General features: G+C 45.6%; 22 protein-coding genes and 1 tRNA gene. All 23 read right to left on the bottom strand.

Annotation, left to right across the window (positions count from 1 at the left end; all coding sequences use genetic code 11):
* Positions 1–33: 33 nt before the first annotated feature.
* The gene (gene astD, locus KO537_RS03780) at positions 34–1,494 is read right to left on the bottom strand and encodes a succinylglutamate-semialdehyde dehydrogenase (RefSeq protein ID WP_219233894.1); all 1,461 of its coding nucleotides are present in this window, start codon (positions 1,492–1,494) and stop codon (positions 34–36) included.
* 9 nt (positions 1,495–1,503) lie between these two features.
* Positions 1,504–2,523, bottom strand: a complete 1,020-nt coding sequence (astA, locus tag KO537_RS03785) for an arginine N-succinyltransferase (protein ID WP_105250266.1) — start codon at positions 2,521–2,523, stop codon at positions 1,504–1,506.
* Positions 2,524–2,650: 127 nt separating this feature from the next.
* Entirely contained in the window at positions 2,651–3,868 is a 1,218-nt protein-coding gene (locus KO537_RS03790; RefSeq protein WP_105250267.1) for an aspartate aminotransferase family protein, read from the bottom strand.
* A 308-nt stretch (positions 3,869–4,176) separates the two neighbouring features.
* Complete coding sequence (locus KO537_RS03795; RefSeq protein WP_173496275.1) at positions 4,177–5,088, bottom strand: alpha/beta hydrolase; 912 nt, start codon at positions 5,086–5,088, stop codon at positions 4,177–4,179.
* Positions 5,089–5,142: 54 nt separating this feature from the next.
* Positions 5,143–6,288: an HDOD domain-containing protein gene (locus KO537_RS03800; protein ID WP_219233895.1), complete on the bottom strand. Its 1,146-nt coding sequence runs from the start codon at positions 6,286–6,288 to the stop codon at positions 5,143–5,145.
* 205 nt (positions 6,289–6,493) lie between these two features.
* Complete coding sequence (locus tag KO537_RS03805) at positions 6,494–8,974, bottom strand: prolyl oligopeptidase family serine peptidase (protein ID WP_219233896.1); 2,481 nt, start codon at positions 8,972–8,974, stop codon at positions 6,494–6,496.
* Between the two features lie 179 nt (positions 8,975–9,153).
* Positions 9,154–9,738, bottom strand: coding sequence for an aminodeoxychorismate/anthranilate synthase component II (locus tag KO537_RS03810; RefSeq protein ID WP_219233897.1), 585 nt, complete (start codon positions 9,736–9,738; stop codon positions 9,154–9,156).
* A 179-nt stretch (positions 9,739–9,917) separates the two neighbouring features.
* Entirely contained in the window at positions 9,918–10,355 is a 438-nt protein-coding gene (locus KO537_RS03815; RefSeq protein WP_105250272.1) for a ClpXP protease specificity-enhancing factor, read from the bottom strand.
* On the bottom strand, positions 10,355–10,984 hold the full coding sequence (sspA, locus tag KO537_RS03820; protein ID WP_006080065.1) for a stringent starvation protein SspA: 630 nt from the start codon (positions 10,982–10,984) through the stop codon (positions 10,355–10,357). The genes KO537_RS03815 and sspA overlap by 1 nt, the downstream gene beginning before the upstream one ends.
* 96 nt (positions 10,985–11,080) lie before the next feature.
* Positions 11,081–11,779: a cytochrome c1 gene (locus KO537_RS03825; RefSeq protein ID WP_173247552.1), complete on the bottom strand. Its 699-nt coding sequence runs from the start codon at positions 11,777–11,779 to the stop codon at positions 11,081–11,083.
* Positions 11,779–12,993, bottom strand: coding sequence for a cytochrome bc complex cytochrome b subunit (locus tag KO537_RS03830; protein WP_105250274.1), 1,215 nt, complete (start codon positions 12,991–12,993; stop codon positions 11,779–11,781). Before KO537_RS03830 ends, KO537_RS03825 begins: the two co-directional genes overlap by 1 nt.
* Positions 12,993–13,583 carry a ubiquinol-cytochrome c reductase iron-sulfur subunit gene (gene petA / locus KO537_RS03835; RefSeq protein WP_006080059.1) on the bottom strand — a complete coding sequence of 197 codons (591 nt, stop codon included), beginning with the start codon at positions 13,581–13,583 and terminating at the stop codon, positions 12,993–12,995. The genes KO537_RS03830 and petA overlap by 1 nt, the downstream gene beginning before the upstream one ends.
* 370 nt (positions 13,584–13,953) lie before the next feature.
* Positions 13,954–14,847 (bottom strand): protease modulator HflC, encoded by an 894-nt coding sequence (gene hflC / locus KO537_RS03840; RefSeq protein ID WP_113939145.1) that lies wholly within the window; start codon positions 14,845–14,847, stop codon positions 13,954–13,956.
* A gap of 3 nt (positions 14,848–14,850) precedes the next feature.
* Complete coding sequence (gene hflK, locus KO537_RS03845; protein ID WP_028761770.1) at positions 14,851–15,990, bottom strand: FtsH protease activity modulator HflK; 1,140 nt, start codon at positions 15,988–15,990, stop codon at positions 14,851–14,853.
* 36 nt (positions 15,991–16,026) lie between these two features.
* The gene (hflX, locus tag KO537_RS03850) at positions 16,027–17,334 is read right to left on the bottom strand and encodes a ribosome rescue GTPase HflX (RefSeq protein WP_028761769.1); all 1,308 of its coding nucleotides are present in this window, start codon (positions 17,332–17,334) and stop codon (positions 16,027–16,029) included.
* A gap of 23 nt (positions 17,335–17,357) precedes the next feature.
* Positions 17,358–17,630 (bottom strand): RNA chaperone Hfq, encoded by a 273-nt coding sequence (gene hfq / locus KO537_RS03855; protein ID WP_006084207.1) that lies wholly within the window; start codon positions 17,628–17,630, stop codon positions 17,358–17,360.
* Between the two features lie 92 nt (positions 17,631–17,722).
* A complete protein-coding gene (miaA, locus tag KO537_RS03860; protein WP_131523973.1) occupies positions 17,723–18,649 on the bottom strand; it encodes a tRNA (adenosine(37)-N6)-dimethylallyltransferase MiaA in 927 nt (308 codons plus the stop codon).
* On the bottom strand, positions 18,642–20,558 hold the full coding sequence (gene mutL / locus KO537_RS03865; RefSeq protein WP_219233898.1) for a DNA mismatch repair endonuclease MutL: 1,917 nt from the start codon (positions 20,556–20,558) through the stop codon (positions 18,642–18,644). The genes miaA and mutL overlap by 8 nt, the downstream gene beginning before the upstream one ends.
* Positions 20,559–20,568: 10 nt before the next feature.
* Positions 20,569–22,041, bottom strand: coding sequence for an N-acetylmuramoyl-L-alanine amidase (locus KO537_RS03870; RefSeq protein WP_219233899.1), 1,473 nt, complete (start codon positions 22,039–22,041; stop codon positions 20,569–20,571).
* 8 nt (positions 22,042–22,049) lie between these two features.
* Positions 22,050–22,508, bottom strand: coding sequence for a tRNA (adenosine(37)-N6)-threonylcarbamoyltransferase complex ATPase subunit type 1 TsaE (tsaE, locus tag KO537_RS03875; protein WP_028761764.1), 459 nt, complete (start codon positions 22,506–22,508; stop codon positions 22,050–22,052).
* Positions 22,509–22,610: 102 nt separating this feature from the next.
* The gene (locus tag KO537_RS03880) at positions 22,611–24,095 is read right to left on the bottom strand and encodes an NAD(P)H-hydrate dehydratase (RefSeq protein WP_173247561.1); all 1,485 of its coding nucleotides are present in this window, start codon (positions 24,093–24,095) and stop codon (positions 22,611–22,613) included.
* 268 nt (positions 24,096–24,363) lie between these two features.
* On the bottom strand, positions 24,364–24,819 hold the full coding sequence (locus tag KO537_RS03885) for a hypothetical protein (protein WP_028761762.1): 456 nt from the start codon (positions 24,817–24,819) through the stop codon (positions 24,364–24,366).
* A 787-nt stretch (positions 24,820–25,606) separates the two neighbouring features.
* Positions 25,607–25,682 (bottom strand) — tRNA-Gly (locus KO537_RS03890).
* Positions 25,683–25,716: the final 34 nt, after the last annotated feature.

Genomic DNA, 25,716 nt, shown 5'->3' on the forward strand with positions numbered 1-25,716 from the left:
TCTTTACCGCATAAAAGTCAAATCTCTACCCGCTTACAAGCTCAAACCTGGGCTTAATGTCGCGGGTAAACTCACGGCATCAGCCTCGACCGAAGCGACCGGATAAGCACAGTAATCGGCGGCATAGAAAGCACTCGCTCTGTGGTTACCCGAAGCCCCTACGCCACCAAAAGGTGCCGCGCCAGATGCGCCAGTAATTTGTTTGTTCCAGTTAACAATGCCAGCACGAATACGCGCGAGGAAATAGTCATAATCTTCACGGCTATCGGCAAGTAATCCCGCAGACAAGCCGTAACGCGTTTGGTTAGCTAATTTGATCGCTTGATCGAAATCACTATAACGCACCAGCTGTAGCAGAGGTCCGAAGTATTCTTCATCCGGCAAGACATCGATCGCTGTCACATTGATAAGGCCAGGAGACACTAAGCCTGTACCCGCTTCTAGATGGGTCAACTCGACCAAAGACACACCGCCCAAGTTCAGCAAATTCGCCTGCGCCGCAACCATACCCTTAGCGGCAGTTTCAGAAATCATTGAGCCCATAAAAGGTTGTGGCTGCGCATTCCAAGGACCGACTTTAATCTGTTTAACCGCATCGACTAACATGGCAATCAGCGCATCGCCCTGCTCGCCTTGCTCGACATATAAACGGCGCGCACAAGTGCAACGTTGACCCGATGAGATATAAGCAGACTGCAAAATATCGTGCACTGCGGCCTTAATATCCTGCACACCTTTAATGATCAGTGGGTTATTGCCCCCCATCTCAAGTGCTAAAATCTTGCCCGGATGACCGGCATATTGTTGATGTAAAAAATGACCTGTGCGTGAGCTACCGGTAAAGAACAGACCATCGAGCTGCGGGTGTGAAGCCAGCGCTTTACCCGTATCAACCTCACCTTGGACTAAGTTAAGTACGCCAGCTGGCAGACCCGCTTTATCCCATAGGCTGACCATCAACTCGGCGACTTTAGGCGTGAGCTCTGAAGGTTTGAAAATCACGGTATTCCCAGCCAGCAGCGCAGGGACTATGTGGCCGTTCGGCAAATGACCAGGAAAGTTGTAAGGACCGAACACCGCCACAACACCGTGGGGCTTATGGCGGATAACCGCACGTCCTGCTGGCGTATCGTTGGCTTCAGTGCCCGTACGTTTATTGTAAGCCGCAGCCGATAAAGCAATTTTGCCTATCATAGCGCCGACTTCAGTCGCGGTTTCCCACTGAGGTTTACCGGTTTCTTGGGCAATCGTTTCTGCCAGTTCCGCTTTATTGGCTTCGAGTTGGCTGCGATACGCTTCAACTATGGCTAAACGCGCATCAAAACCTAACATAAACCAATCAAACTGTGCGGCGCGCGCGGCATCAACGGCGGCATTAACTTGTTCTGCAGTGGCCGTTTTACCTGTCCAAATAGATTGTGCATTGGCAGGGTTAATTGAGGTCACGTCATGACCTTTGCCAGCATGCCACTGGCCTTGAATATAATGTGTCATTGGTTATTCCTACATTGCCAAAATACGGATTTGATCGCCTTTTGCGAGTAACAAACCCGCTGCCAGCTCAGGGCTGATAATGATGTGTTCGGATTTGTCGTCCACGGCCAGTGCAGCAGACGTCGCTCGGTAATTGGCTAATTGGGTATTTGAGATAATAAATTGAGTGTCGGCTTCGACCATGTCACCAATATCGACGGTCAATAAACGACTTTCACGCACGCCGCGAATGTCCGATAAACGACACTCAACCGTTGGACCACCATCAAAAATATCCACATAACCGCGGCATCGAAAGCCTTCGGCCTGCAGCAAACTTAATGCGGGACGGGTATTGGTATGCACTTCGCCAATCACTTTCTGCGCTTCTTCCGGCAACAGACAAACATAGACAGGATTTCGTGGCATCATTTCGGCCATAAATGCCTTTTTACCTAAGCCAGAAAGATAATCTGCCTGAATAAAATCTATGCCCAAAAAGTGTTTTTGCAACCAACCATAAAAAGGTGAATGCCCCTCGGCGTCGCTTACACCGCGCATTTCGGCAATCACAGTTTCGCCAAAACGCTTCGCATGTTGAGCTAAAAACAGAAATCGACTGCGGGATAACATGCGGCCATTGTTGCCCTTGCGATATGCTTCACGCAAAAACAGCGTACACATCTCAGCAGCGCCAGTGTAGTCATGGCAAAGGGTGAGTGTTTCGACCTCGTTACGCACGTCAATTTGCTCAGAATGATAGACTTCGGTACCGAGTCGATAATGGTAGAACGCATCTTCCATTCCCACCGCCGCTTCGATGGCGCACGTTCCCACCACTTCACGGGTATCGGTATCTTCCAACACCATTAGATAACCTTCATCGAAGGGAGTCTCTACGGCTTTGACGAATGAGGCTTCTGCTCGAGCAATTTTATGTCTGAGCAGATCCGCATTCACAGGTAATGACGTAAAACCATGACCAGACTCTTCGGCAATTTGATATAAGGCCTCAAAATCGCCAGCCTGAATAGGACGTATGATTAACATCTTAGTGTCTCCTCACTTTGGCTTACCGTGCATCAAGGCACCTCTCTTCAAAAAGACAGGCAGTGATGCAGGTAAGTATTCCCTGACAAAAAAGGAGTGCGAATAAATTCAGCACTCCTTTGGTCATTTAGGCGGCAGCTATGCTCGCCACAGCACGTTCAAAACGAGCTAGACCTTCAGCAATATCTGCCTCAGGGATCACCAGAGAAGGAGCAAAACGCACCACGTTAGCACCCGCCATCAGGCTCATTAAGCCTTCAGCGACAGAGGCCACCAAAAAGTCGCGTGAACGACCTTGGTATTGTTCATTAAGAACGGCCCCTAAGAGTAAACCTTTACCGCGTACTTCTGAAAAAACATGATATTTTTCATTAATTTTGTTCAAACCATCACGCAATAACTGCTCGCGATGTTTTACGCCATCTAACACTTCAGGTGTGTTCACTACATCTAACACAGCATTACCGATAGCGCAGGCTAATGGGTTACCACCGTAGGTAGAACCGTGAGTGCCCACTTTTAGATGTTCAGCAATCTCAGCCGTTGTCAGCATAGCTGCGATAGGGAAACCACCACCGAGCGCTTTAGCTGTGGTTAAGATGTCAGGCACGATTTCAGTACCCATGTAAGCGTACAGTTCACCAGTACGGCCCACACCTGTTTGGACTTCATCAAAAATCACTAGTGCATTGTGCTTGTTCGCTAATTCACGCACGGCTTTTAGGAATGCAGGATCGGCATCGATAATACCGCCCTCGCCTTGCAGCGGCTCAAGCATGATGGCGCAAGTCTTATCGGTTACTGCGGCTTCTAAGGCGGCAACATCGTTAAATGGCAGGTGAGTAATGCTCTGCGGCTTAGGACCAAAACCATCGGAATAGGCAGCTTGTCCACCGACACTGACGGTGAAGAACGTACGGCCGTGGAAAGCTTTATCGAACGCTATGATTTCATCTTTCTCAACGCCATGTTTTTCTAAAGCATAACGACGGGCAAGTTTTAATGCGGCTTCGTTGGCTTCGGCGCCAGAGTTGGCAAAATACACTTTGTCGGCAAACGTGCTATTAACTAATTTAGTCGCTAATGCTAAGGCTGGCTCATTCGTCATTACGTTTGACAGATGCCATAATTTTTCACCTTGTGTCTTTAGTGCATTCACAAGGGCTGGATGACAGTGACCTAAGCAATTTACCGCAATACCGCCAGCAAAATCGATAAACTCGTTGCCCTCTTGGTCCCAAACTCGGCTTCCTTCGCCACGAACAGGGATCACGGCAGCAGGCGCATAATTAGGCACCATCACTGCGTCAAACTGGGCACGGTCCAACTTCATATCAACGCTCATTCTTATTCGTCCTTTGTGTTTGTTTAACGGCGCCTTGCACCGTCAGAGTCCCATAGGTATCTTTATCTAGAGTTAGTGATACTGGGATTGCTTGTGTCTATTAATAACCATTATTAGCGAAAATGTGATCAAAATACCAGTTTTTCACAAACATCAATCCACGCACTTCCACCCAAAGTGCATAAAGATTGCAGTTTAAGAACTATACAAGCGGTTAAGCCCATGGCTTGCAGCATAATTAGTCAGAAAAAAAGTTATTTGCCCCTCATTTTGCTAGCTATTCACTGAATGTGAATAACTACACCATTTTAACGAATCAAGTGTGAAAGCACAAAATGGCCAATTTTCGACCTCACTTCAAGGGCTTCGGGCAATAAATTGAACAGAGGAAACACATGGGGCATGTTAGGGTAAAAGCAGCCTGTTATCTCACCACCACAGGCTTTTATTTGGGCGACTAAACGTTCAGAATCCTGTAATAATAACTCCCGCGTACCCGCAATCACTAAGATAGGCGGCAGGTCTGCCAAGTTTCCCTGTAAGGGGGAAACTTTTGCCGACATAGGATCGGCCCCCGCAAGATAAGCGCCACGTAAGCGCAGCAATGCCTCTATGGTGAAGAAGGGATCGTCGGCTGCGAGTATCAACTCAGTATCCCCCGTAAGCGCTAAGTCTAACGCGGGCGATAGCAAGATACAGGCGGTCGGTAAAGGCAGGGCTAAACGTTTTAATTCCAGCAACAAACTCAGTGCTAAATTGCCGCCCGCCGAGTCACCCATGAGGATCAAATTCTCCGTGCCTTTCAGCTCAATTAACCGTCTATAGGCTTCAAGTACATCATCAAATGGCGCGGGGAAAGGATACTCAGGTGCGAGACGATAATCCGGAATATAAGCATCTAATTGACAACGCTGGCAGATATCTGCGACCAGTCTTGCATGGGCATGGGGCGTTTTAAAACAGAAGCCTCCGCCACGGATATAAAATAGATTTCCAAGGCGAGGAGGTTCGTTGAGAAGCACATAATGTAACAAGTTTGAGTGTTGTAAGGGGATGGTAGCGCTGACTAACTTATCCGGCCAAGGGAGCCAGCGTCTATCAAGCTCAAGCAACTTTTCACGCACTTGCGCTAAGGGCATTTTGGCCTGTCCACGACTGATGGATGGCCTAGCGACATAGGATAAAATGGTATTTAGTACAGATGCTTGCCAGCTTGGCATATCCCTTCCTCTACTTAAACGCCGCAATCATGGCGCTACGTAGCAGACCGTGGATTACAGCAGATCTAACTTCCTATAGTTTTGTGCTTTTAAGCGCAGTACTTCTTGCTCAGTTAACTCATAATAATCAAACATTAAGTGCTTTTCTTGGGGATCGATTTGACGCATTTCTTCGAGTAATACCACCTTAGCATAACAGTTTGCCCGCGCGACTAATGCCGACTGAGGCGACAATTCTCGATAGCTTAAGGTTTGGTCTAACTCCTTTAACAACCGAGTTAAGGGACTCGCTTCAAACTTAAGTAACTCTAATAATTGCCAATTAAGTTTAAGACCATGGTTTAACACTTGTTCAAACACGGCCTTAGCAGGAAACTCAGTGGCAATCACCGCATCATACACTTCCTTATCACGGCTGCTACTGGCTTCTCTTATCCAAGATCCCCATGTTTGGTCGAATAAACGGGCACTTAAACTCAATACAACGGATGTGCCTAACTGATTAAGTAAGGCACTACTATAAACCAAGGCTGAGTCAGTATTATGAAGCTGAGCTAAAGCATTTGCCGCTATGCCACTGACTATGCTGTAGCGCCATAATTTACGGGTAGTCCATAACAACTTAGCATTGCCACTAGGAAGCCAATTTCGCAAACAAAAGTAAGGGATAATGGTGCGAAGGTTTTCGATACCGATGTAATTCATCACTAATTTGATATCAGTGACCCGCACATCTGAGCTCTGAGACCGGCGAGCGCGAAAAGATGGGCTGTTGACCATGTTGGTTAAGTCGCGGCACAACCAACTTAAGTTACTGATCAGTGGCCTTAATCGCGTTGCATCGAGATTTTTTGCCAGCAATAATTCCAGCAAGAGGATTTGCGACTCATTGATATCTGACTTAGCCAGAACAGATTCAGGGGACGCGAGTTGATGCTCGATGGCGTTAATGACAGTTTCATGCAACTGGCTCGATACGGCTTCAAACACTTCTTTAGCTTTAATTTGTTTCATCAAACGCACCAAAATCGCTTCGCGTTCAACATCTAACTTATTTGCATCGGCCTCTAATTCAAGGTCGAGTTCATCCAAAAGAGTCGGGCTCGCTTTTTGCTTTCCGAGGATCAATTGTTGATAGAGTCTATGTTCTATCTCTATAATTTTGCCGGGTCTTACACCGCCCGCAACCGAAATCGCCACTATAAATCTTTCCTATATCGCTAATGCCCGAGTGACGTCAACACAATCAAACTCTCAAAATCATTACAATTTCAGCACATACACTTAATCTTAGCAATAATGCAAAGTCGCAGAACGCAAACAAAGAGTTATATCGGATATTTCCTAGTCAGTTACCCAATAAAAAGGCCTCGACTAGGAGGCCTTTAACAGAAATCGAACTGAATTATTTAAGTTCTTGTTCAAATAACTTATAGATGCGGCGGTATTCATCTAACCAGCTAGAAGGTTGACGGAAACCATGGGGCTCAACAGGATAAATCGCCATTTCAAAGGTTGGTTTTTCCAGTTCAATGAGGCGCTGTACCATACGCACACTGTCTTGGAAGAAAACGTTGTCATCCATTACGCCACTCATGATAAGCAGTGGTTTAGTTAATCCTTGGGCATGCTCAATAGGAGAGCTGCGCTCATAGGCGATAGGATCGACATCAGGCGTATTTAAGATATTAGAGGTATAAGGCGCATTATAATGTGCCCAGTCCGCCACAGGACGCAATGCAGCTCCAGCTTGGAACAAGTCCGGCGCGGTAAACAAAGACATAAAGGTTAAGAATCCACCGTAAGAGCCACCATAAGTACCGACACGCTTAGTATCGACATGGGTATGAGTCGCCATCCACGTTACGCCATCCTTTAAGTCTTCCACTTCTGGATGACCCATATTGCGATAAATAGCAGTGCGCCAATCTCGGCCGTAACCTTTAGAGCCACGGTAATCCATGTCCATCACAACATAACCTTGTTGAGTCAGCAGGTTGTGGAACATAAACTCGCGAAAATAACCGCTAAAACCATAATCGGCATTCTGCAGATAACCTGCGCCGTGATTGAAAATCACCGCAGGATATTTCTCAGCGCGGGACTTATCATAGCCTTGCGGCAGATAAACTCGAGCGTACACATTGCCAGCACCATGATTTGAAGGTACTGCTACCACTTCTGGCGCTTGCCATGGGTAATTTTTGAAGGCATCACTGGTATAAGACGTCAGCTGCTTTAACTCGCCGCCAATGGGTTGAACATAAAGCTCATTTGGCTGAGTACGGCGTGAAGCATTGAGTAATAGCTGAGTGCCATCGGGGCTTAAGCTGTAATCTAAGTTGCCATCCCACTGAGTTAATTGCTCATTTTTACCTGTGGCAAGATTCACGCGGTGAACATTATAAATGCCGGGGTGACTCTGATTCGCTTTGTAATAGATGTAATTGGCATCCGGTGACAGCGTAATATCACTCACCACAAACTTGCCTTGGGTTAACGCACGCGGCTTTTCGCCTTGAGCTTTAATATAAAGCTGCGAATAACCGGACTCTTCTGACAAGTAATACAAGGTATCCGTATCCGGTAACCAACCGAATTGGTTGTAGTCGTAATTCACCCAAGCGTCGTCATGCAAACGATGTTCTGTGGTGAATTTACCCTTAGCTAAATCGACACTAGCGATCCAGCGATCTTTGTTATCAGTTGCTTCTAGCATCAGGGCTAATTTATTTTCCGACTCATGCCATTGAATCGCACTCTGAGTCCAGCCCCAATCCTGCATCAACTGAATTTTACGTGGCGATTTAGTGCTTTGATAAGTTTCGGCTTTCGCTTTAGTATTTTCAGCTTTCACTTTGGCTAGCACATCTTCATCAAAACCAGTAAGGCCCTCGATTGTGATATCGACTTTTTTATGTTGGTTTAAATCAAGCACAACAAAACGTTGCCCTGGTGGCGTATCTTCAGCCACGCGCGCGCGCACTGGCACTGGGTCGATATAACCTTCACTACCTAAGTAATTAGGCATGATGTCGTGTTCGCTGCTACCTGTATAATTTTTATCTGTAAGAGCGACTAAAATATAGCGGCCATCGGGTGATAAACTCAGCTCTGACACCACTTCGCTATCGCCTAAATACCAAGTGCTGGCGGCGAGCGTTGGATCGTTTTTTTGTAATTCATCTTGGTACTGCGCTTTAGCTTTAGCATTTTCTTGCTGCAGCGCTACATACTGAATCAATCTGTGCTGTTGTTTCGCAATATAAGACGTCGGCTCTTTTACCGCTTCTGGTGCTTTCGCCATTTTAATTTCAGCAAGTTGCTCGACTAAGCCTGAATCTTGATGAATTTGGAAAGCATTGTCGCCCTGCCAATAGGCAATATCGCCATTATTGAGATAACGCACACCATCGATGGCGGTGCGCTGGCGAGTCAATTGGCTGATCTTACCCGTGCTTAATTGTTTAACAAAAATGTTGCCTTGATATAGGTAAGCCTTGTGGGACTTAGTGCGATCAAACACACCAAACTGCTGATCTGCGGCATGTAACTTATCGAGCGCTAGCTCGACGGCGCGGCTGTCATTGATGCCTTGCTGATAATAGCTACGCAGAGGTGAAGCACTCGCTTGGCGGGCAAACAGCACGCTTTGGCTATCGTCGCTCCAGTAAGCCTCTTTGGCAAAGATCCCCATCCAATCGGGGTTTGCCATAATTTGATTAAGCGTAAGTGCCTGTGAAACTTGTGGTGGTTGGGCTAAGGGAACTTGGAATGCTGGCGGAGCTATTACGGGAGTTGCAGTTTCAGTCGATGTCGCTGCACACCCAGCCAATACGGCAACCGCTAACGCACTAAAACCCAAATTTCGCATTACGCTTCTCATTTATCCTTCCTTTTATTGTTATCGCAATGGCTAAATGACCCAGTCTACTTATCTGCTGGTTTCGCCTATTCGCGTAGTTTTGCGGCAGTTATAGCATAGTTAATCGCTAAACTTGCTTAAAAGAAGGATAAATCTTGTAACAGAAATTGATAGTGTGGAGAGTTTTTAAGGCGAGGAAATTATACGGACACAGCCGGTTGCGCTAAAAAATTGGCTAACAGTTCGAGACCTTGCTCGGTGAGAATTGATTCGGGATGAAATTGCACCCCATAAAGCGGTAAGTCTTGATGGCTCATGGCCATGATTTCTCGGCCGTGAATTGCATCGTCAAACCAAGCATCGAGTACAAAACCTTCAGGCACAGCATCAACCAGTAACGAGTGATAACGTGTCACGGTTAAAGGCTGATTTAATCCCTTAAATAACCGCTGTCCAGTGTGCGTAATTGCACTGACCTTGCCGTGCATCACCCGTTCGGCACGCACGACATTGGCACCAAAAACCTGCGCCATCGCCTGATGTCCCAAACAGACACCTAGGATCGGCATGCACGTGGCAAAATGCTCAATCGCCGCAAGGGAAATCCCCGCCTCATTGGGAGTGCAAGGGCCGGGCGAAATCACCAAATGACTAGGCGCAAGCGCCTCGATGTCGGCTAGGCTAATTTCGTCATTACGCTTAACCACTATCTCTTGCCCTAGCTGCTGAAAATACTGCACTAAGTTAAAGGTGAAAGAGTCGTAATTATCGATCATTAGCAACATACAAGATCCATTGGTCTAAATGGGTAAAGGTAACGCATATCTAACGGATGAATGCGGGCGCAAATGCTATCACACCTTGTACTTAAGGTTTAACCAATTGTGGGGATTAAAATACAGCGACAAAAAAGCCAGTTATTAGACTGGCTTAGTTTTTAAACGACTTGGGCATTTCACCACAGTTATTTAACCACTGTTAAATGACTGCGACGCTTAGGAGGCTCATCTGTCGGTTCAAACGCTTTATCTGTTGTTTCAACAACAGATAAAGATGAATCGACTTCATCGTCCATCAGGTAAGCATCTTCGATATCGAAGACAGTGCCAGCACCATTTTCACGGGCATAAATAGCGACAATCGACGCCATTGGCAACATCACCTGCTGAGGAACACCACCAAAACGCGCATTGAACTCCACACACTCATTGCTAATTTGCAAATTGCCCACTGCGCCAGCAGCGATATTTAACACTATCTGGCCATCCTTCACGTATTGCTGCGGTACTTGAGTGCCTTCAACAAAGGCATCAACCACAACGTGAGGAGTCAATTGGTTGTCCATCAACCAATCATAGTAAGCCCTTAGTAAATAAGGACGATTTGGAGTCAAAGGTTTCATTACATACCCATGCGCATTTCGCGTTCGGCTTCAGTTAAAGAAGCTTTAAACGATTCACGCTCAAAAATACGTGTCATATACGCTTTGATATCTTTAGCTACACGGCTATCTAGCTCAATACCTAATACAGGTAAGCGCCACAACAATGGGCCAAGGTAGCAATCCGCTAGACCAAATTCTTCGCTCATGAAGTAAGGCACTTCACCGAAGATAGGCGCAATTGCGATCAGGCTTTCAGTCAACTCTTTACGAGCCGCTTCAACACGATCACCTTTACGGATACGGTCAACAAGCGAATACCAGTCAGTATCGATGCGATGCATCATCAAACGGCTTTGGCCGCGAGACACTGGATAAACTGGCATCAAAGGCGGATGAGGAAAACGCTCATCCAAATATTCCATGATAATGCGTGATTCGTATAAAACGAGTTCACGGTCTACCAAAGTTGGCACTGAGTTATATGGATTTACTTCGAGCAAATCCTCAGGCATTTCGTTAGGGTCGACCTGTAAAACATCAACAGTAACCCCTTTCTCAGCTAACACGATACGTACTTGATGGCTATACAGATCATCAGCACCTGAAAACAGTGTCATGATAGAGCGTTTGTTGGCAGCAACAGCCATTGATACCCTCCAGAATCGAAATAAAACAAAAGTAAACGAGGGGCAAAGCCCCCCGTTTACACTATGCGGATATTACATTTTACCCGTTATTGGTGCCTAGTGTACATCTTTCCAATACTCTTTCTTCAAGAGGTAGGCCACAATAAAGAATATAAATAGGAATCCGAGTACCCACCAGCCCATAGCTTGACGCTCTAGCTTAACAGGTTCAGCCGAATAAACTAAGAAGCCAGTGATATCACGTACTGCTTGGTCGTATTCTTCCGCATTCAATTTACCGCCAGTCACCACAATAGTGCCATCTTCTTGTTTAACTGGTGTGCCTTGTAACTCTTCAAGTACATGTGGCATACCAACAGATGGGAATACTGTGTTATTCACACCAAATGGGCGACTTGGATCTTTATAGAAGCCTTTCAGATAGGAATAAACCCAATCTTCACCACGCACGCGAGCAACTAAAGTTAAGTCTGGCGGTGTAGCACCAAACCATTTAGCAGCATCTTTAGGTGGAATAGCGTTTTGCATCAACTCACCAATTTTAGCATCGGTGAACATATACTTATTACGCATATCATCCGCAGAGATACCGATATCGGTCGCTACACGTTCATAACGTTGATACTGAGTGCTGTGGCAACCAGAGCAGTAATGTTGGAACAGGTCCACACCACGCTCTAAAGAAGCTTTATCATGCAGATCAACATTGGCATCTTCTAAATGAATTTTATGTCCGCTCGCGGCCATAGCCAACGTCGGCAACAAGGCAACTAATGCAATCAATAATTTTTTCATTAGTGTGTCAACCTCGCTGGAACAGGTTTAGTTTTTTCATTCTTGCTGTATACCCACAGCGCCACAAAGAAACCAAAGTAAGTGAAAGTAAACACCTGTGCAACTATCGTCAGCGTCGGCGTGGCAGGCACTACCCCTAAATAACCCAATACTATGAAAGATATAGCAAATTGAGCAATGTTCAGCTTATGTAGCGTACTACGGTAGCGAACCGACTTCACTTTACAGCGATCTAACCAAGGCAATACGAACAGTACTGCAATCGACAGACCCATCATTATCACGCCACCCAATTTATCAGGCACTGCACGTAAAATGGCGTAAAAAGGAGTGAAGTACCAAACGGGTGCAATGTGTTCAGGTGTCTTCATCGAGTTAGCCGCTTCAAAGTTTGGCTTTTCAAGGAAGTAACCACCGCCTTCAGGAATAAAGAACAACACATAGCAGAACACTATCAGGAAGCCCGCGACGCCCATGATGTCTTTTACAGTGTAATATGGGTGGAATGGAATACCGTCAACTGGCCAGCCATTTTCGTCTTTGTTCTTCTTGATTTCGATACCGTCAGGGTTGTTAGAACCCACTTCATGCAGCGCAATTAAGTGTAAAAACACGAGTACGACTAATACTAGCGGCAGAGCAATAACGTGCAGCGCAAAGAAACGGTTCAGCGTTGCGCCAGAGATCACGTAGTCACCACGGATCCACAGGGTTAAGTCGTCACCAATAACTGGAATCGCACCGAACAGAGAGATAATTACCTGCGCGCCCCAATATGACATTTGACCCCATGGCAGCAAGTAACCCATAAAGGCTTCGGCCATCAACACGAGGAAAATTAACATACCGAACAGCCACAGTAGTTCTCTAGGCTTCTGATATGAACCGTAAATTAAACCACGGAACATGTGCAGATAGATGACAACGAAGAAGGCTGATGCACCCGTTGAGTGCATATAACGCAGCAACCAACCGTATTCAACATCACGCATTATGTATTCAACAGAGGCAAATGCGCCTTCTGCTGTTGGTACATAGTTCATCGTCAACCAGATACCTGTCAGTAATTGGTTAACCAATACCAACATCGCTAGCGAACCGAAAAAATACCAAAAGTTAAAGTTAGTTGGCGTAGCGTACTGGCCCACGTGACGGTTATAAGTCGCCGTCATTGGGATACGCGCATCAATCCAATTAATTAAATTCTTAACCATTACGCCACTCCTTTATCTACACCGATAATCACGGTGCCATCATCAACATATTGATGTGGAGGGATAACTAGGTTCAATGGAGCAGGTACGCCTTGGAAAACGCGACCAGCCATATCGAACTTAGAGCCATGACATGGACAGAAGAAACCAGAAGTGACACCTTCAACTTGCTCACCAAATGAATCTGGCAAATAAGTAGGTGAACATCCGAGGTGGGTACAAATACCGACAGCAATAAAATACTCTGGCTTGATTGAGCGCAAAGGATTTGTTGCATAATCAGGCTGCTGCATCTCAGCAGAAGCAGGATCTCTTAACTTATCATCATGTGTTGGCAGTTCATTGATCACAGCATCTGTGCGACGGACAACCCATACAGGTTTTCCACGCCACTCAACACGGATCAGCTGACCTGGCTCTACTTTACTGATATTTACTTCGACCGGTGCACCTGCAGCTTTCGCTTTGGCACTCGGATTCCATGACTTGATGAAAGGAACCGCTACAGCGACGGCACCAGCACCACCTACTACGGCGGTTGCGGCTGTCAGGAATCTGCGACGTCCGGTATCGACTGGCGCATTGCTCATCCACTTATCTCCCAGAGGGTGTTGGAATTTTTATATTTCAAAGACTTTCAGCCCTTAGTCATCACTAGGGTCAAAAATCGAAGTTTGAAGCGGGGCTCATTATAGCTAAAAATTAGAAGCAGATCATAGTGAAAACACGCAAGTAAGTTAGGGAGATTGCGTGTTTTTTAAAAAAAGCCTAAAAAACCCCCAACTATTAACCCATTTTAATTCATTTGGATCATATTTTAAGCTTCTTGTCTGTGACATCGGCATAAAGCATGCATCGCTAATATAAATTAGCCCAGACTTTTCAAACTAAGTTAACAATCGTCAGATAAAAAAATAGGCCCTGAGTAACAGGACCTATTAAATGAATACTTTTAATGTATTACTTCTTAGGTGCAGTGCTCTTCATATACTTGAAGAACTCGCTATCAGGCTCTAACACCATAATATCGGACTTGCCTGAGAAGCTGGCTCGATAAGCTTCTAAGCTACGAACAAAACCGAAGAACTCAGCATCTTTGTTGTAAGCATCAGAATATATCTTCGCTGCTAACGCATCCCCTTCACCTCGAATGGTTAAGGCTTTACGTTCAGCTTCGGCAATCTTCACTGTCACATTAGCATCTATTGTTGCACGAATAATTTCAGACTGTTCTTTACCTTGCGCTCTATGCTCTTTTGCCACAGCTTGACGCTCTGCACGCATACGCTGGTAAATACTGTTACTGACGTTAGCCGGTAGATTGATTTGCTTTACACGCACATCAACAACTTCAATACCTAAGTCTTTTGCACTTTCTGAGGCATTGGATAACGCATCATTTTGCAGTTCATCACGCTTACCAGAAACAATCTCTCTAATAGTGCGACGACCAAACTCTGTGCGTAAATCGTTGTTGATCTTACGTTGTAATAGCGATTCTGCATTCGACTTAATACCACCGTTTGTAGACAGGTAATATTTTTCGAAATCCATAATGCGCCACTTCACATAGGAATCGACCATAAGGTCTTTCTTCTCTGAAGTCACAAAACGATCAGCTGCACCATCGAGTGTCTGAATACGGGCATCGAGTAATTTTACTTTATCGATCACAGGCACTTTCATGTGCAGGCCTGGGCCGTAGACGCGGGTGACTTGCTTACCGTCAACGTCGTCTTTTAAAATTTCACCGAAACGCGCCACAATAGCGCGCTCGCCTTCATTCACCACCATTAAAGATGACAAACCAATACCTAAGAGCACGGCGATAAGAATAACGCTTAATCTACCCATGGATTACTCCCTCCCTTGGCGAGTACGATCATCGCGGGATGGACGTCCACTCAAAGGCTCATTCGCGCGAGTCGTTGATACAGATGAAGAATTAACATTTTGCTGTGGCTTAGCTTCCAGCTCATTTGTCGCAGGCTTCTGCTGAATTAACTTATCTAGCGGTAGGTACATTAAGTTGCCGTTGTTCTTAGCATCAATCAGCACTTTATTCGTATCTGTCATCACTTGCTGCATTGTATCAAGATACAAACGCTTACGAGTCACTTCAGGCGCAGCTTGATACTCTGGTAATAACAACTCAAAACGAGCCACTTTACCGCGAGCCTCTAAGACTTCACGCTCTTTGTAAGCATTCGCTTGTTGCGCCATACGTTCAACTTCACCACGAGCTTTTGGTTCAATTTCACGGGCATAAGCTTCAGCTTCACGAATAAAACGTTGTTCATCTTCTTGGGCAGAAATCGCATCATCGAAGGCGTCTTTCACTTCTTCTGGCGGACGTGCCGGTAAGAAGTTAACGTCAACAACAGCAAGACCCAATTTGTACGGTTCAAGAATGCGCTCTAACTCTTTCCACGTATCGCGACGAATAGCATCACGGCCCGTAGTCAGAATATCATCCATCTTGTTATGTCCAATGACATAACGCAGTGCACTGTCAGTCGCTTCACGCAAACTGGCGTTCGCATCGACGGCACTAAATAGATATGAGTAAGCATCTAAAATACGGTACTGAACATCAAGCTCAACTTTCACGACGTTTTCATCGGATGTCAGCATGCTACCAGACGCAGGAATAGAGCGAACCGATTGAATGTCGACGGGATAAATTTGGTCGATAAATGTGGCTTTCCAATGAAGTCCAGGGCCAATTTCGCCAGCGTGTTTACCAAATCGCAGTGCCACACCACGCTCAGCTTCTTTAATTGTATAAAAACCCGAAAGTCCCCAAACAACTACAGCAACAGCAAGAATGATGATTAGGCTAAACGAACTAAAAGACTGGCCTGAGCCATTTCCTTTGCCGCCAAAGCGCTTTGAAAGATTACGAAAAACCTCGTCAAGGTCCGGTGGTCCTTTGTCGTTACCACCTTTATTTCCCCAAGGATCATTACCCTTGTTACCGGGCTCGTTCCAAGCCATTTAGCACTCCATAAGTGGATGAAATAAATTAGATTATTAACAAACAGCTTCATCTATCGAATCTTCGAAGATGAAGGTTTCTAACTCACCCTGACTCTGTTTTGTTAATCGGCGCCAATCGGCGTCCGATAAACGAACAGACAAAATACAGTTCCCCAGATCGTCGTACTCTTTCTGCTGTATCGCATCCAGTCGATAAAACTGGCCAAGATAATGTCCAGCAGTTGCCGGAATTCTAAGTGTTAGCTCTTTAATCACCTCACCAATAAGCTCAGTGATGGCTTTCAATAGCAAATCAAATCCTAAACGCTTCTGTGCTGAAACCCAAACTCGAACGGGTTTGCCTATGTCGTTATATTCAATTCTTGGCGTCACATCTTCGAGTAAATCGATTTTGTTACAGACCACGAGTTGCATGACTTCATCGGCTTGGATGTCTTTCAGTACAGATTGAACCTGATCAAAATTATCCGCCATGTTTTCATCTGCACAATCAACTATGTGTAGTAATAACTCAGCTTGCCTTGTCTCTTGTAAGGTTGCCTTAAATGCAGCAACGAGATCATGGGGCAAATGACGAATAAACCCGACAGTATCCGCTAATATCACGGCACCATCAGGTAAATCTAACTTTCTTAGCGTAGGATCGAGTGTGGCAAATAGCTGATCTGCAGCATAAACATCAGATGATGTTAGGGCATTAAACAGCGTTGATTTACCCGCGTTTGTGTAGCCGACTAATGAAACTGTCGACAAATCACTACGCTTACGTGCACGTCGACTCTGTTCACGTTGCTTATCAACTCGCTCTAAGCGTTTGTTGATATTTTTAATCCGTCCTCTGAGCAAACGTCTATCGGTTTCGAGCTGGGTTTCCCCTGGACCACGTAAACCAATACCGCCCTTTTGCCTTTCAAGATGCGTCCAACCACGGATCAGGCGAGTCGACATATGGCGCAATTGCGCTAGCTCCACCTGTAACTTACCTTCGTGAGTTCGCGCTCTTTGGGCAAAAATATCGAGAATAAGTGTCGTACGGTCGAGCACTCGACACTGACACACTTGCTCAAGATTACGCTCTTGGGCTGGACTCAATGCATGATTAAAAATCACCACATTGGCTTCAGTCGCCGCCACTAATGCAGCTAACTCTTCGGCTTTACCAGAACCCACAAAAAATTTGCGATCCGGTGAACGTCGACTTCCAGTAATCACCCCGACTGATCTTGCCCCAGCTGATTCTACTAATAGCTGCAGCTCGACTAAATCTTCTCGGCGTTCCTCATCGGAAAAGTCGATATGGACAAGAACCGCAGTTTCTCCCGCCTCATAACGATCAAACAAGAAGCAAACTCCTCAGATAATACTTATTCGCCACTAGGCGCATCATCTTGAGCACCATATCCGCCTTGGGCATTTTGGTGACCAGTAACGTTGAATGGGCGTGCTGGCACGACAGTAGAAATAGCGTGTTTATAAACCATTTGGCTCACTGTATTTTTCAACAGAATGACAAATTGATCAAACGACTCTACCTGTCCTTGGAGTTTAATGCCGTTAACCAAGTAAATTGATACAGGAACGCGCTCGCGACGCAATGCGTTCAAAAATGGGTCTTGTAAAGATTGCCCCTTAGCCATTTTATTATTTCCTTTTTAATTTATATAAAATAAATCGATATCAGTGATAGTTTTTTGTTTAGTTTTAGTATTATACAGCAAGGGCTAATAAGCTAGCGGCATTGACGCATAAGTATAACTAAATTCCCCTCAGCACCACTTTCAAGCCAATTCAACTCTGGCCAACTCCGCAACCATGTTAATTGACGCTTAGCCAATTGCCTAGTAGCAGCAACCGCTTTTTCGACCATAGTATCATAGTCAAACTCACCATCTAGGTATTGCCAGCACTGTCGATAACCGACACAACGCATTGAAGGCAAGTCTAAATGCAAGTCTCCACGGGCTTTTAGCTCTGTGACTTCCTCAATAAAGCCCTGTTTGAGCATAATCGCAAAACGTTGCGCTATTAAGTCATGTAACACTTTGCGCTCGCGCGGTGCAATAGCAAACTGCACTACGTCATAAGGCAATGGAGCAGACTTGGTCTGAGTCAACTCAGTCATGCTCTTGCCGCTTATTCTATAGACTTCCAGCGCTCTTGAAAGTCTTTGTGGATCATTAGGATGAATTCTTTCTGCCGACACGGGATCTATCTCCCTTAATTGGTCATGCAGTGCTTCCCATCCCTTTTCATTCGCCTCCGCTTGGATCTCGGCTCTAATGGCCTCATCCGCACTCGGCAAAGGTGACAAACCTTCGAGTAACGCTTTGAAATACATCATGGTTCCGCCAACTAATACTGGCGTTTTCCCCATGCTGACAATCTCTTCTATCTGGGCTATTGCATCGGCTCTAAAGTCGGCTGCCGAATAGCTTTCACTGGGATCACGAATATCAATTAATCTGTGCGGCCCGCGAGCCAGTTCGTCTGCTGAAGGCTTGGCACTGCCAATGTCCATACCACGATAAATTAATGCCGAATCGACCGAAATAATTTCACAGTTATGCTTTTCGGCCAATTCTAATGCTAAAGCTGTCTTACCTGAGGCCGTTGGCCCCATCAAAAATAACACTTTAGGCTGTAATTCTTTATTCACTTGCTTGCTCTTCTAGCCACGATTGCCAAGGTAAGAATATCGCTTTGTTGGCAATAAGCTGTTTTTTCTCTTCAGCTAACTGCGAAAATGCTGCCCAGATTTCTGGTGCCGAAACGAATCCCGTTAAACTGTGTTTTGCCAACCAAAACGCCAATGCGCTCGGCGCAGGTGTTTCAAAACGCAGCGATTGTAGCCATTCAGGGATCACTTTGGCTAACTGGCTCTCTCTGATATATGGGGGCACTTTTTTAATAATCAACTGCTGGTAACGAATTGTTAGTTCTAAACCTAATTGGCGGATCAGCGTGTCGTGTTCAGTGAGCACAGCCTGCCAATCAGCATCAGCCGCGACAGATACTGGCATCAATAAAGGCTGACCAATTAACCCCGTCGCTAGCTTAGCTTCAATCTCTTGGCATCGCGTCGCCAATGCTACTGATTTTATTGATAATAGACTGAGTTTATCTTCCGACGTCATCACCCAATATTGCCCATCTAATATCGATGGCATAGGTAACACAGACTGATAATCTTGATCTTTTACACTGTAAGAAGGGGTTTGCAGTAAAGCACCATAACTTGCTATTGCCGCCTTTGACGGTAATTCAGTACGTTGTCGAGATTCACCTGCAGAATAACTGCCACGGCTGCTGTCCCTTGGCGTTGTCATGCTGCCAAAAGCATTCGTTTGAGTGCCAAAACTGGCGCCTTCTCGTCCTGCGCCTAGAGACTTTATTTGAACGGCAGGGGCAACTGTATCTTGAGCAGACTCAAGTGTATCAGTTTGCGCATTAACTTGAGCTGAATCAGCGCCAAGTATAAAAGGGGCTGAGATTTCAGTGGCGCTTATCGGGGCATCCACAAACACATCTTCAACCTCATCCAAAGAGCTAGAGTGAACAAAGTTGAGCTCTCCTGCTTCTTCCAGCGCCGATTGCAATGCTTGCAGAATATAATCATGCACATAGCGGCTCTGATGGAATCGCACTTCATGCTTAGCAGGATGCACGTTAACATCCACTTGATGGGGATCGATATCCAACATCAGCACGTAGCCGGGTTGCTCAAGTTCTGCTTTTTGGGCAAAGGCTTGACGCACTGCATGATTGACCAAGCGATCACGGATTAGGCGTCCATTGACATAAAAGTAATGGGTATCGCTGATAACCGGTGACCAAGGTGACTGCAAATAGCCACTGAGGCGCAAATCATCGTGTTGACATTCAATCTTAAGCGCTTGCTCGGCAAATGGACGGCCACACACTTGCGTCAAACGCTGTAAATACTGGGCTTCATTCATGGCAGGACGATAATTACGTACTGTCTTGCCGTTATGCGTCAGCGTGAAATGGATATCCCCACGCACTAATGCAATGCGCTTTAACCATTCATCGATATGGGTAAATTCGGTTTTGTCACTCTTTAAAAAGCGTCTGCGAGCCGGTGTATTAAAGAATAAATCCACCACTTCAATCGTCGAACCTACTGGATGCGCTGCAGGCATCACTTTAACTGCCATGTCGGCACCTTCAGCATGGGCTTGCCACGCTTCGGTTTGCTCAGCCGTGCGTGACGTTAAAGTTAAACGTGAGACTGAGCTGATACTGGCTAGCGCTTCACCACGGAAACCAAAACTAAGGATCGCTTCAAGATCGTCTAAAGTGTGCAGCTTTGAGGTCGCATGGCGCGATAAGGCTAGCGCGAGTTCATCTTCAGGTATGCCAGAGCCGTTATCGCGAATTTTAATCAGCTTGCTGCCGCCTTTGTCGATTTCAATATCGACTCGGCTCGCGCCTGCGTCGAGGCTATTCTCGACCAATTCTTTGACTACGGAAGCGGGTCTCTCAACCACTTCCCCCGCCGCAATTTGGTTGGCTAATTGCGGAGGCAGGATCTGAATGCCCATCATGCTTTCCTATTTAACTCTGGGGTATGACTAGCGTTTGCCCTAACTGCACCACATCGGACTTCATTCCATTCGCTTGTTTGATGCTGGACATAGGCACACTGTAACGTTGCGCGATTGCAGATAAAGATTCTCCGCGACGGACCTTATGTTTAACCTTTGTCGATACCGCATCACCAACATAGGCTGTAGGCGTTCTTTCTGTTGAGGTTCTTTCTGTTGAGGTTCTTTCTGCTGATGCTTTTGCTGTGGTTTTGGCCGGCTTAGCACTGCTAGAGCTTCCTCCCCTTCTTTGGGCAAGCAAAGTATCCGCTGGCGGATTGTTGTGATAGTAACGGCTCACACCCTTATAAATAGCATTGGCAATGCTCTCTTGATGGCGACTACTCGACAGTAAACGCTCTTCTTTAGGGTTTGAAATAAAGCCCGTTTCAACCAAGATTGAAGGAATATCCGGTGACTTCAGCACGGCTAAACTCGCGGACTCAGGGCGACTTTTATGCAATTGAGTCACGCCACCTAAATCTTTTAAAATATCCCCCGCTACAGAATGGCCAATTGCCATCGAACTGTTCATTGACATATCGAGCAGCGTCATAGCCAAATACTGTTCATTATCCGTGTTTTGGATAATCTCACCCGCGCCGCCCAGCAACTCAGAATGCTTCTCTTTTTGCTCTAACCAACGACCAATTTCACTATTAGCACGACGCATTGATAGCACCCATACGGAGGCGCCACGTGGATTGGGCGAGGTAAAGGCATCCGCATGGATAGAAATCAGCAGATCTGCCTTACTGTTGCGCGCCAGTTCAGAGCGTTTATTTAAATTCACAAAATAATCACCAGTACGGATCATCACAGCACGCATGCCTGGCGTGTCATTGATTTTGCTGGAAACACGTCTGGCGATTTCTAGGGCGACCTTTTTTTCATAAACACCAGAAGGACCAATGGAGCCAGGATCGTCGCCACCATGACCCGCATCAATAGCAATGACAATATCGCGGGATGATTGCGCCGCTTGGGTGACAGTTTTGACGGGTGTAGATGACACGATAGCCGTTGCCGTAGTTAACGTTTTATCTTCTAAATCAACCACTAGACGATTGCCATAGGGCGCAGTAACAGGCAAAGAAAACAAGCTTGCATTCAGTGGTTTTACGAGATCGATCACTAAGCGCAAATCACCTTTAGTCGGTGACTTACTGATCCGAACGCCCTTAACTAACTTACTGTTGTTTTCAAGATTTTTAAGCACAACTTTAGCAGTGGTCTTTTTTAAATCCACCACTAAACGATTAGGGCCATCTAAAGAGAAATAGGTGTAATCAGGCACTCCACTCAAGTCAAACACGATTCGAGTTGACTCAGGCGCGGCCCAAATACGTACGCTTTCTAACTGATTAGCAGCATGGGCCACCACAGAGAAAAAAGAACATAAAGAAAGAATAATAATTTGAAAATACGGGTTATTTTTTATCATTTTAGTTTTTATTTTATCGCTTTTAATAACTTTTCACCTGGCTCAGACAAGGCCTCTATGCGTATTTCTCGCCCACTATTTTGATAACTTAAATGCATATGGACATCGGCAGCGGGCAGTAAACCCTCTCCCTTATCTGGCCATTCAACAATGCACAGACTCTTATCCGTAAAGTAATCGCGGATCCCCATAAACTCGAGTTCTTCTGGATCGTTTAAACGATACAAATCAAAATGATAAACTTCGACACCTTCTAATTCATAAGGTTCAACTAAAGTGTAAGTCGGGCTTTTAACGGCACCTTTATGGCCTAATCCCTGAATTAAGCCACGACTCAGCGTCGTTTTACCGGCTCCTAAATCACCCGTAAGATACAGAGTCAAAGGCGCTTGGACATGGCGGGCTAATTTTTGCCCAACCGCAATAGTGTCGTCTTCGTTGTCTAAGAAAAAAGTTAACTCTGTCATATCCGCTTATATCACTGCTGTTATTGATGGAGAAGCGACTCAATCCTAAAAAGGCACAGGGCACATAACAAAGTCCAGCCCCGCTTGAGTCTCACATTCCGCCTAGAGTAAATCACTATTCACTAATTGGCGAATAAAAGGCATTAAATCGCTCGCTAACATACCCCGTTCTCCCTGTATTGCCGCAAGATCAGCGGCGCAACCATGTACGACTACGCCAAGCACAGTTGCCTGCATATTATCCATTCCCTGAGCCATGAGCGCGCCTATAATACCAGATAACACATCGCCACACCCACCACTGGCAAGCCCAGGGTTGCCGACTGGTGCCACTACCATTTGCTGACCATCAAAAATGACCGTTCCTGCGCCCTTTAGCAATACAACACCGCCGTACTTTTGCTGTATCGCGCGAACAGCGGCAAATCTGTCCTGTTCAATATCGACCACGGTACAACCAAGTAAACGCGCGGCCTCACCCGGATGTGGTGTTAATACCCAATTCGTTTGGCGCCTTGGTTCATTACTGAGCAGATTCAACGCATCGGCATCTAAAACACAAGGCTTATCGCTCAAGCCCACGGCTTTAAACAAATTATACCCCCAGTCATGCTTACCTAAACCAGGGCCAAGCACGATAACCTGCGCCCAACCAAGGCGCAGATACACTTCCATATCGACTAAATCACAACCCCAAAACATCAGTTCAGGACGGGAAACATTCACCGTCAGTTGATGCTCAGGTCGACTGATCACAGTGACTAATCCCGCGCCTGCACGTAGGCAAGCCTCACTTGCCAGTCTCACAGCCCCTGCCATGCCTATATCACCGCCGATGACAGTGACTTTACCCGATTGGCCTTTATGGCTATCCCTTGCTCGGGCGGCAAAATAGTCCTTAAGAGTCTCTCTTCCTACTCTTTGTGCGCTCACTTCAGCAAAGAAAGGCGTTAATCCTAAATCTGCAAATTCAAGCTCACCACTGTAATGCCGTGCCTTACCCGTTAACACACCTTGCTTTAAACCACCAAAACATAAGGTGATATCCGCCATCACAGCAACACCTACTACGGCGCCTGTATCAGCAATAACTCCAGAGGGTAAATCAAGACTCAATACCCAAGCCGAATTGTCATTGATGGCACGGATATATTTAGACATATCGTCGCGTACAGCATCATGTACCCCCGTACCTAACAGACCATCGACTATGATTTTCGCTGCGAGAATAGGTTCAACCTCTAACGGCAGTAATTTTCCACCTTCAGCAAGATAATGAGTCAATGCTTGCTGACACTCAGGCGTGCCTGCCGCTGACGTCATCATCACAGAAACGTCCATACCACTGGCACGGGCTAGACGGGCGCACACTAAAGCATCGGCACCATTGTTACCGCTGCCAGCAAGGATTAACACAGGTAAGACTTTGGAGCTATGTTTCGCTAAACACTCAAAAGCCGCCGCGCCAGCACGCTCGACCAATTCATAGAGACTAGATACTCCCTGAGACACTGCACTCAGTTCAGCTTCGCGAACTTGTGTTTGGGTGTATAGAGCTTTGGGAAATTGCGATAGATCTTGTGCCATGAAGGATCTCCTTAGACACCAATGACTCCATTTCATAATGAGTAATCTCACCATAGAAGTCTTGGCAGAATTGAGCAAGGCCAATAAAAATCAGCCAATAGATCAAGAAAGTAGCAAAAAAAGCAGCGAGAAATTATGACGTAAATCAGTTCAGGCGCAGAAACCCGCCCAAATGGAGCAAAGTAGAGTAAAAGTGGCCGATACAAAGTCGACATAAAAACCAAAGCCAGCGCTGGGCTGGCTTTGAGAATCAAGAAGAAATGACGGTTTAGATATCGTCCATCCGAATCGTACTGTGGACTAGACGTTGCTGCTGAGTTTTCTCTACTCGGATCAAATTGGCTAACGCATTGCGCGCATCTTCCGCCGTGGTTGAGTTAACTGTTTTTTCTAACAAACCAATCAGACGATTCTCTAGGTCTAAATGTAAGTTGAGCACATCATCTTCATTCATGTTTGCGGGCAACATAGTATCTTGGCAACGCTTAGTAAAGTCTTCAAAAGTGAAGTCTTTATACCAAGTATCAAGAATACGATGTGGTGCTTCATCCATATAATCACGCAGTTTTTCTGCCATGGTTTTTTGGTGTGATTCAAAATACTCCAACATCATTTTCACACGAGCCGAGTCAGCTTGATTGTTGAGTCGGCCATAGAGTTGCGCCATATCTAAGCGGCAATTTGCCACATACTCGAGTAGATCACGTAATTGTTGAATACGCATATAATGCACTCCATTGTCAGGCCAACTACTTGGCGCTATTAATTTTGTCTAATTCCATTATGTGAGTAAAAGCGTTACGAATATTTGAACAAGGTCATAATTTAACTTTCACGCAGCTATCTAATTTAGGAAAACTTGAAGAAACACGCTATAGATCACGCATCTTAATCCTATCACACTGTTTTGTATAAAAGAGAAAAGCCAAAAGAGATCTCAACGCACTTTTCCCAAAGGGTATTCGTAAGTCTTTGGTTGTGCATGGTGAATCTGAGATAGAGTGCTTGAAGTAGATGGCAGTGAATCAAGACAAATATAGATGAGCCAATTGAGGGAATGACACGAAAAAGTCATTGTTAGAGAGTTTAACGGAAGTACAGCGAAATGATTTTGATAGGGAGAGATTCGAGCAATGATCTATGCCTTAGTCAACGGCTAAGCATTGTAAGTAATAGCAATATGAGCTACACGATTGAAATGATCTTAGCTAAAGTAGTTTTTGGGGGATTTATTGAAATTGGAGCGACATGATTTTGATCAAGAGCGGTTTGAACCGATAACCTATACCTTGGCAAAAAAGAAGGTATCGCCATATCAAGTCCGCAACTGAGCTAATCCCAATTGAGTAATCTGATAGTGGAATATTTAGGAAATTGGAGCGACATGATTTTGTTCAAGAGCGGTTCGAACCGATGACCTATACCTTGGCAAAAAAGAAGGTATCGCCATATCAAGTCCGCAACTGATCTAATGTCAATTGAGTAATCTGATAGTGGAATATTTAGGAAATTGGAGCGACATATCGGGTTCGAACCGATGACCTATACCTTGGCAAGGTATCGCTCTACCAACTGAGCTAATGTCGCATAATCTGTACTAATGATTTGGTAAATCACTAAG

This window comes from Shewanella sp. NKUCC01_JLK, from assembly GCF_019345615.1.
Classification (GTDB): domain Bacteria; phylum Pseudomonadota; class Gammaproteobacteria; order Enterobacterales; family Shewanellaceae; genus Shewanella; species Shewanella oncorhynchi.

Excerpts from the sequence above, each read along its gene's own strand:
- hfq (WP_006084207.1), bottom strand. The coding sequence starts at position 17,630 with ATGGCTAAGGGGCAATCTTTACAAGACCCATTTTTGAACGCATTGCGT.
- sspA (WP_006080065.1), bottom strand. The coding sequence starts at position 10,984 with ATGGCTGTTGCTGCCAACAAACGCTCTATCATGACACTGTTTTCAGGT.
- KO537_RS03885 (WP_028761762.1), bottom strand. The coding sequence starts at position 24,819 with ATGCGTATTCAACAATTACGTGATCTACTCGAGTATGTGGCAAATTGC.
- KO537_RS03805 (WP_219233896.1), bottom strand. The coding sequence starts at position 8,974 with ATGAGAAGCGTAATGCGAAATTTGGGTTTTAGTGCGTTAGCGGTTGCC.
- tsaE (WP_028761764.1), bottom strand. The coding sequence starts at position 22,508 with ATGACAGAGTTAACTTTTTTCTTAGACAACGAAGACGACACTATTGCG.
- KO537_RS03880 (WP_173247561.1), bottom strand. The coding sequence starts at position 24,095 with ATGGCACAAGATCTATCGCAATTTCCCAAAGCTCTATACACCCAAACA.
- KO537_RS03815 (WP_105250272.1), bottom strand. The coding sequence starts at position 10,355 with ATGAAACCTTTGACTCCAAATCGTCCTTATTTACTAAGGGCTTACTAT.
- astA (WP_105250266.1), bottom strand. The coding sequence starts at position 2,523 with ATGTTAATCATACGTCCTATTCAGGCTGGCGATTTTGAGGCCTTATAT.
- KO537_RS03790 (WP_105250267.1), bottom strand. The coding sequence starts at position 3,868 with ATGAGCGTTGATATGAAGTTGGACCGTGCCCAGTTTGACGCAGTGATG.
- astD (WP_219233894.1), bottom strand. The coding sequence starts at position 1,494 with ATGACACATTATATTCAAGGCCAGTGGCATGCTGGCAAAGGTCATGAC.
- KO537_RS03830 (WP_105250274.1), bottom strand. The coding sequence starts at position 12,993 with ATGGTTAAGAATTTAATTAATTGGATTGATGCGCGTATCCCAATGACG.
- KO537_RS03810 (WP_219233897.1), bottom strand. The coding sequence starts at position 9,738 with ATGTTGCTAATGATCGATAATTACGACTCTTTCACCTTTAACTTAGTG.
- hflC (WP_113939145.1), bottom strand. The coding sequence starts at position 14,847 with ATGGGTAGATTAAGCGTTATTCTTATCGCCGTGCTCTTAGGTATTGGT.
- mutL (WP_219233898.1), bottom strand. The coding sequence starts at position 20,558 with ATGATGGGCATTCAGATCCTGCCTCCGCAATTAGCCAACCAAATTGCG.
- KO537_RS03795 (WP_173496275.1), bottom strand. The coding sequence starts at position 5,088 with ATGCCAAGCTGGCAAGCATCTGTACTAAATACCATTTTATCCTATGTC.
- hflK (WP_028761770.1), bottom strand. The coding sequence starts at position 15,990 with ATGGCTTGGAACGAGCCCGGTAACAAGGGTAATGATCCTTGGGGAAAT.
- KO537_RS03870 (WP_219233899.1), bottom strand. The coding sequence starts at position 22,041 with ATGATAAAAAATAACCCGTATTTTCAAATTATTATTCTTTCTTTATGT.
- KO537_RS03825 (WP_173247552.1), bottom strand. The coding sequence starts at position 11,779 with ATGAAAAAATTATTGATTGCATTAGTTGCCTTGTTGCCGACGTTGGCT.
- petA (WP_006080059.1), bottom strand. The coding sequence starts at position 13,583 with ATGAGCAATGCGCCAGTCGATACCGGACGTCGCAGATTCCTGACAGCC.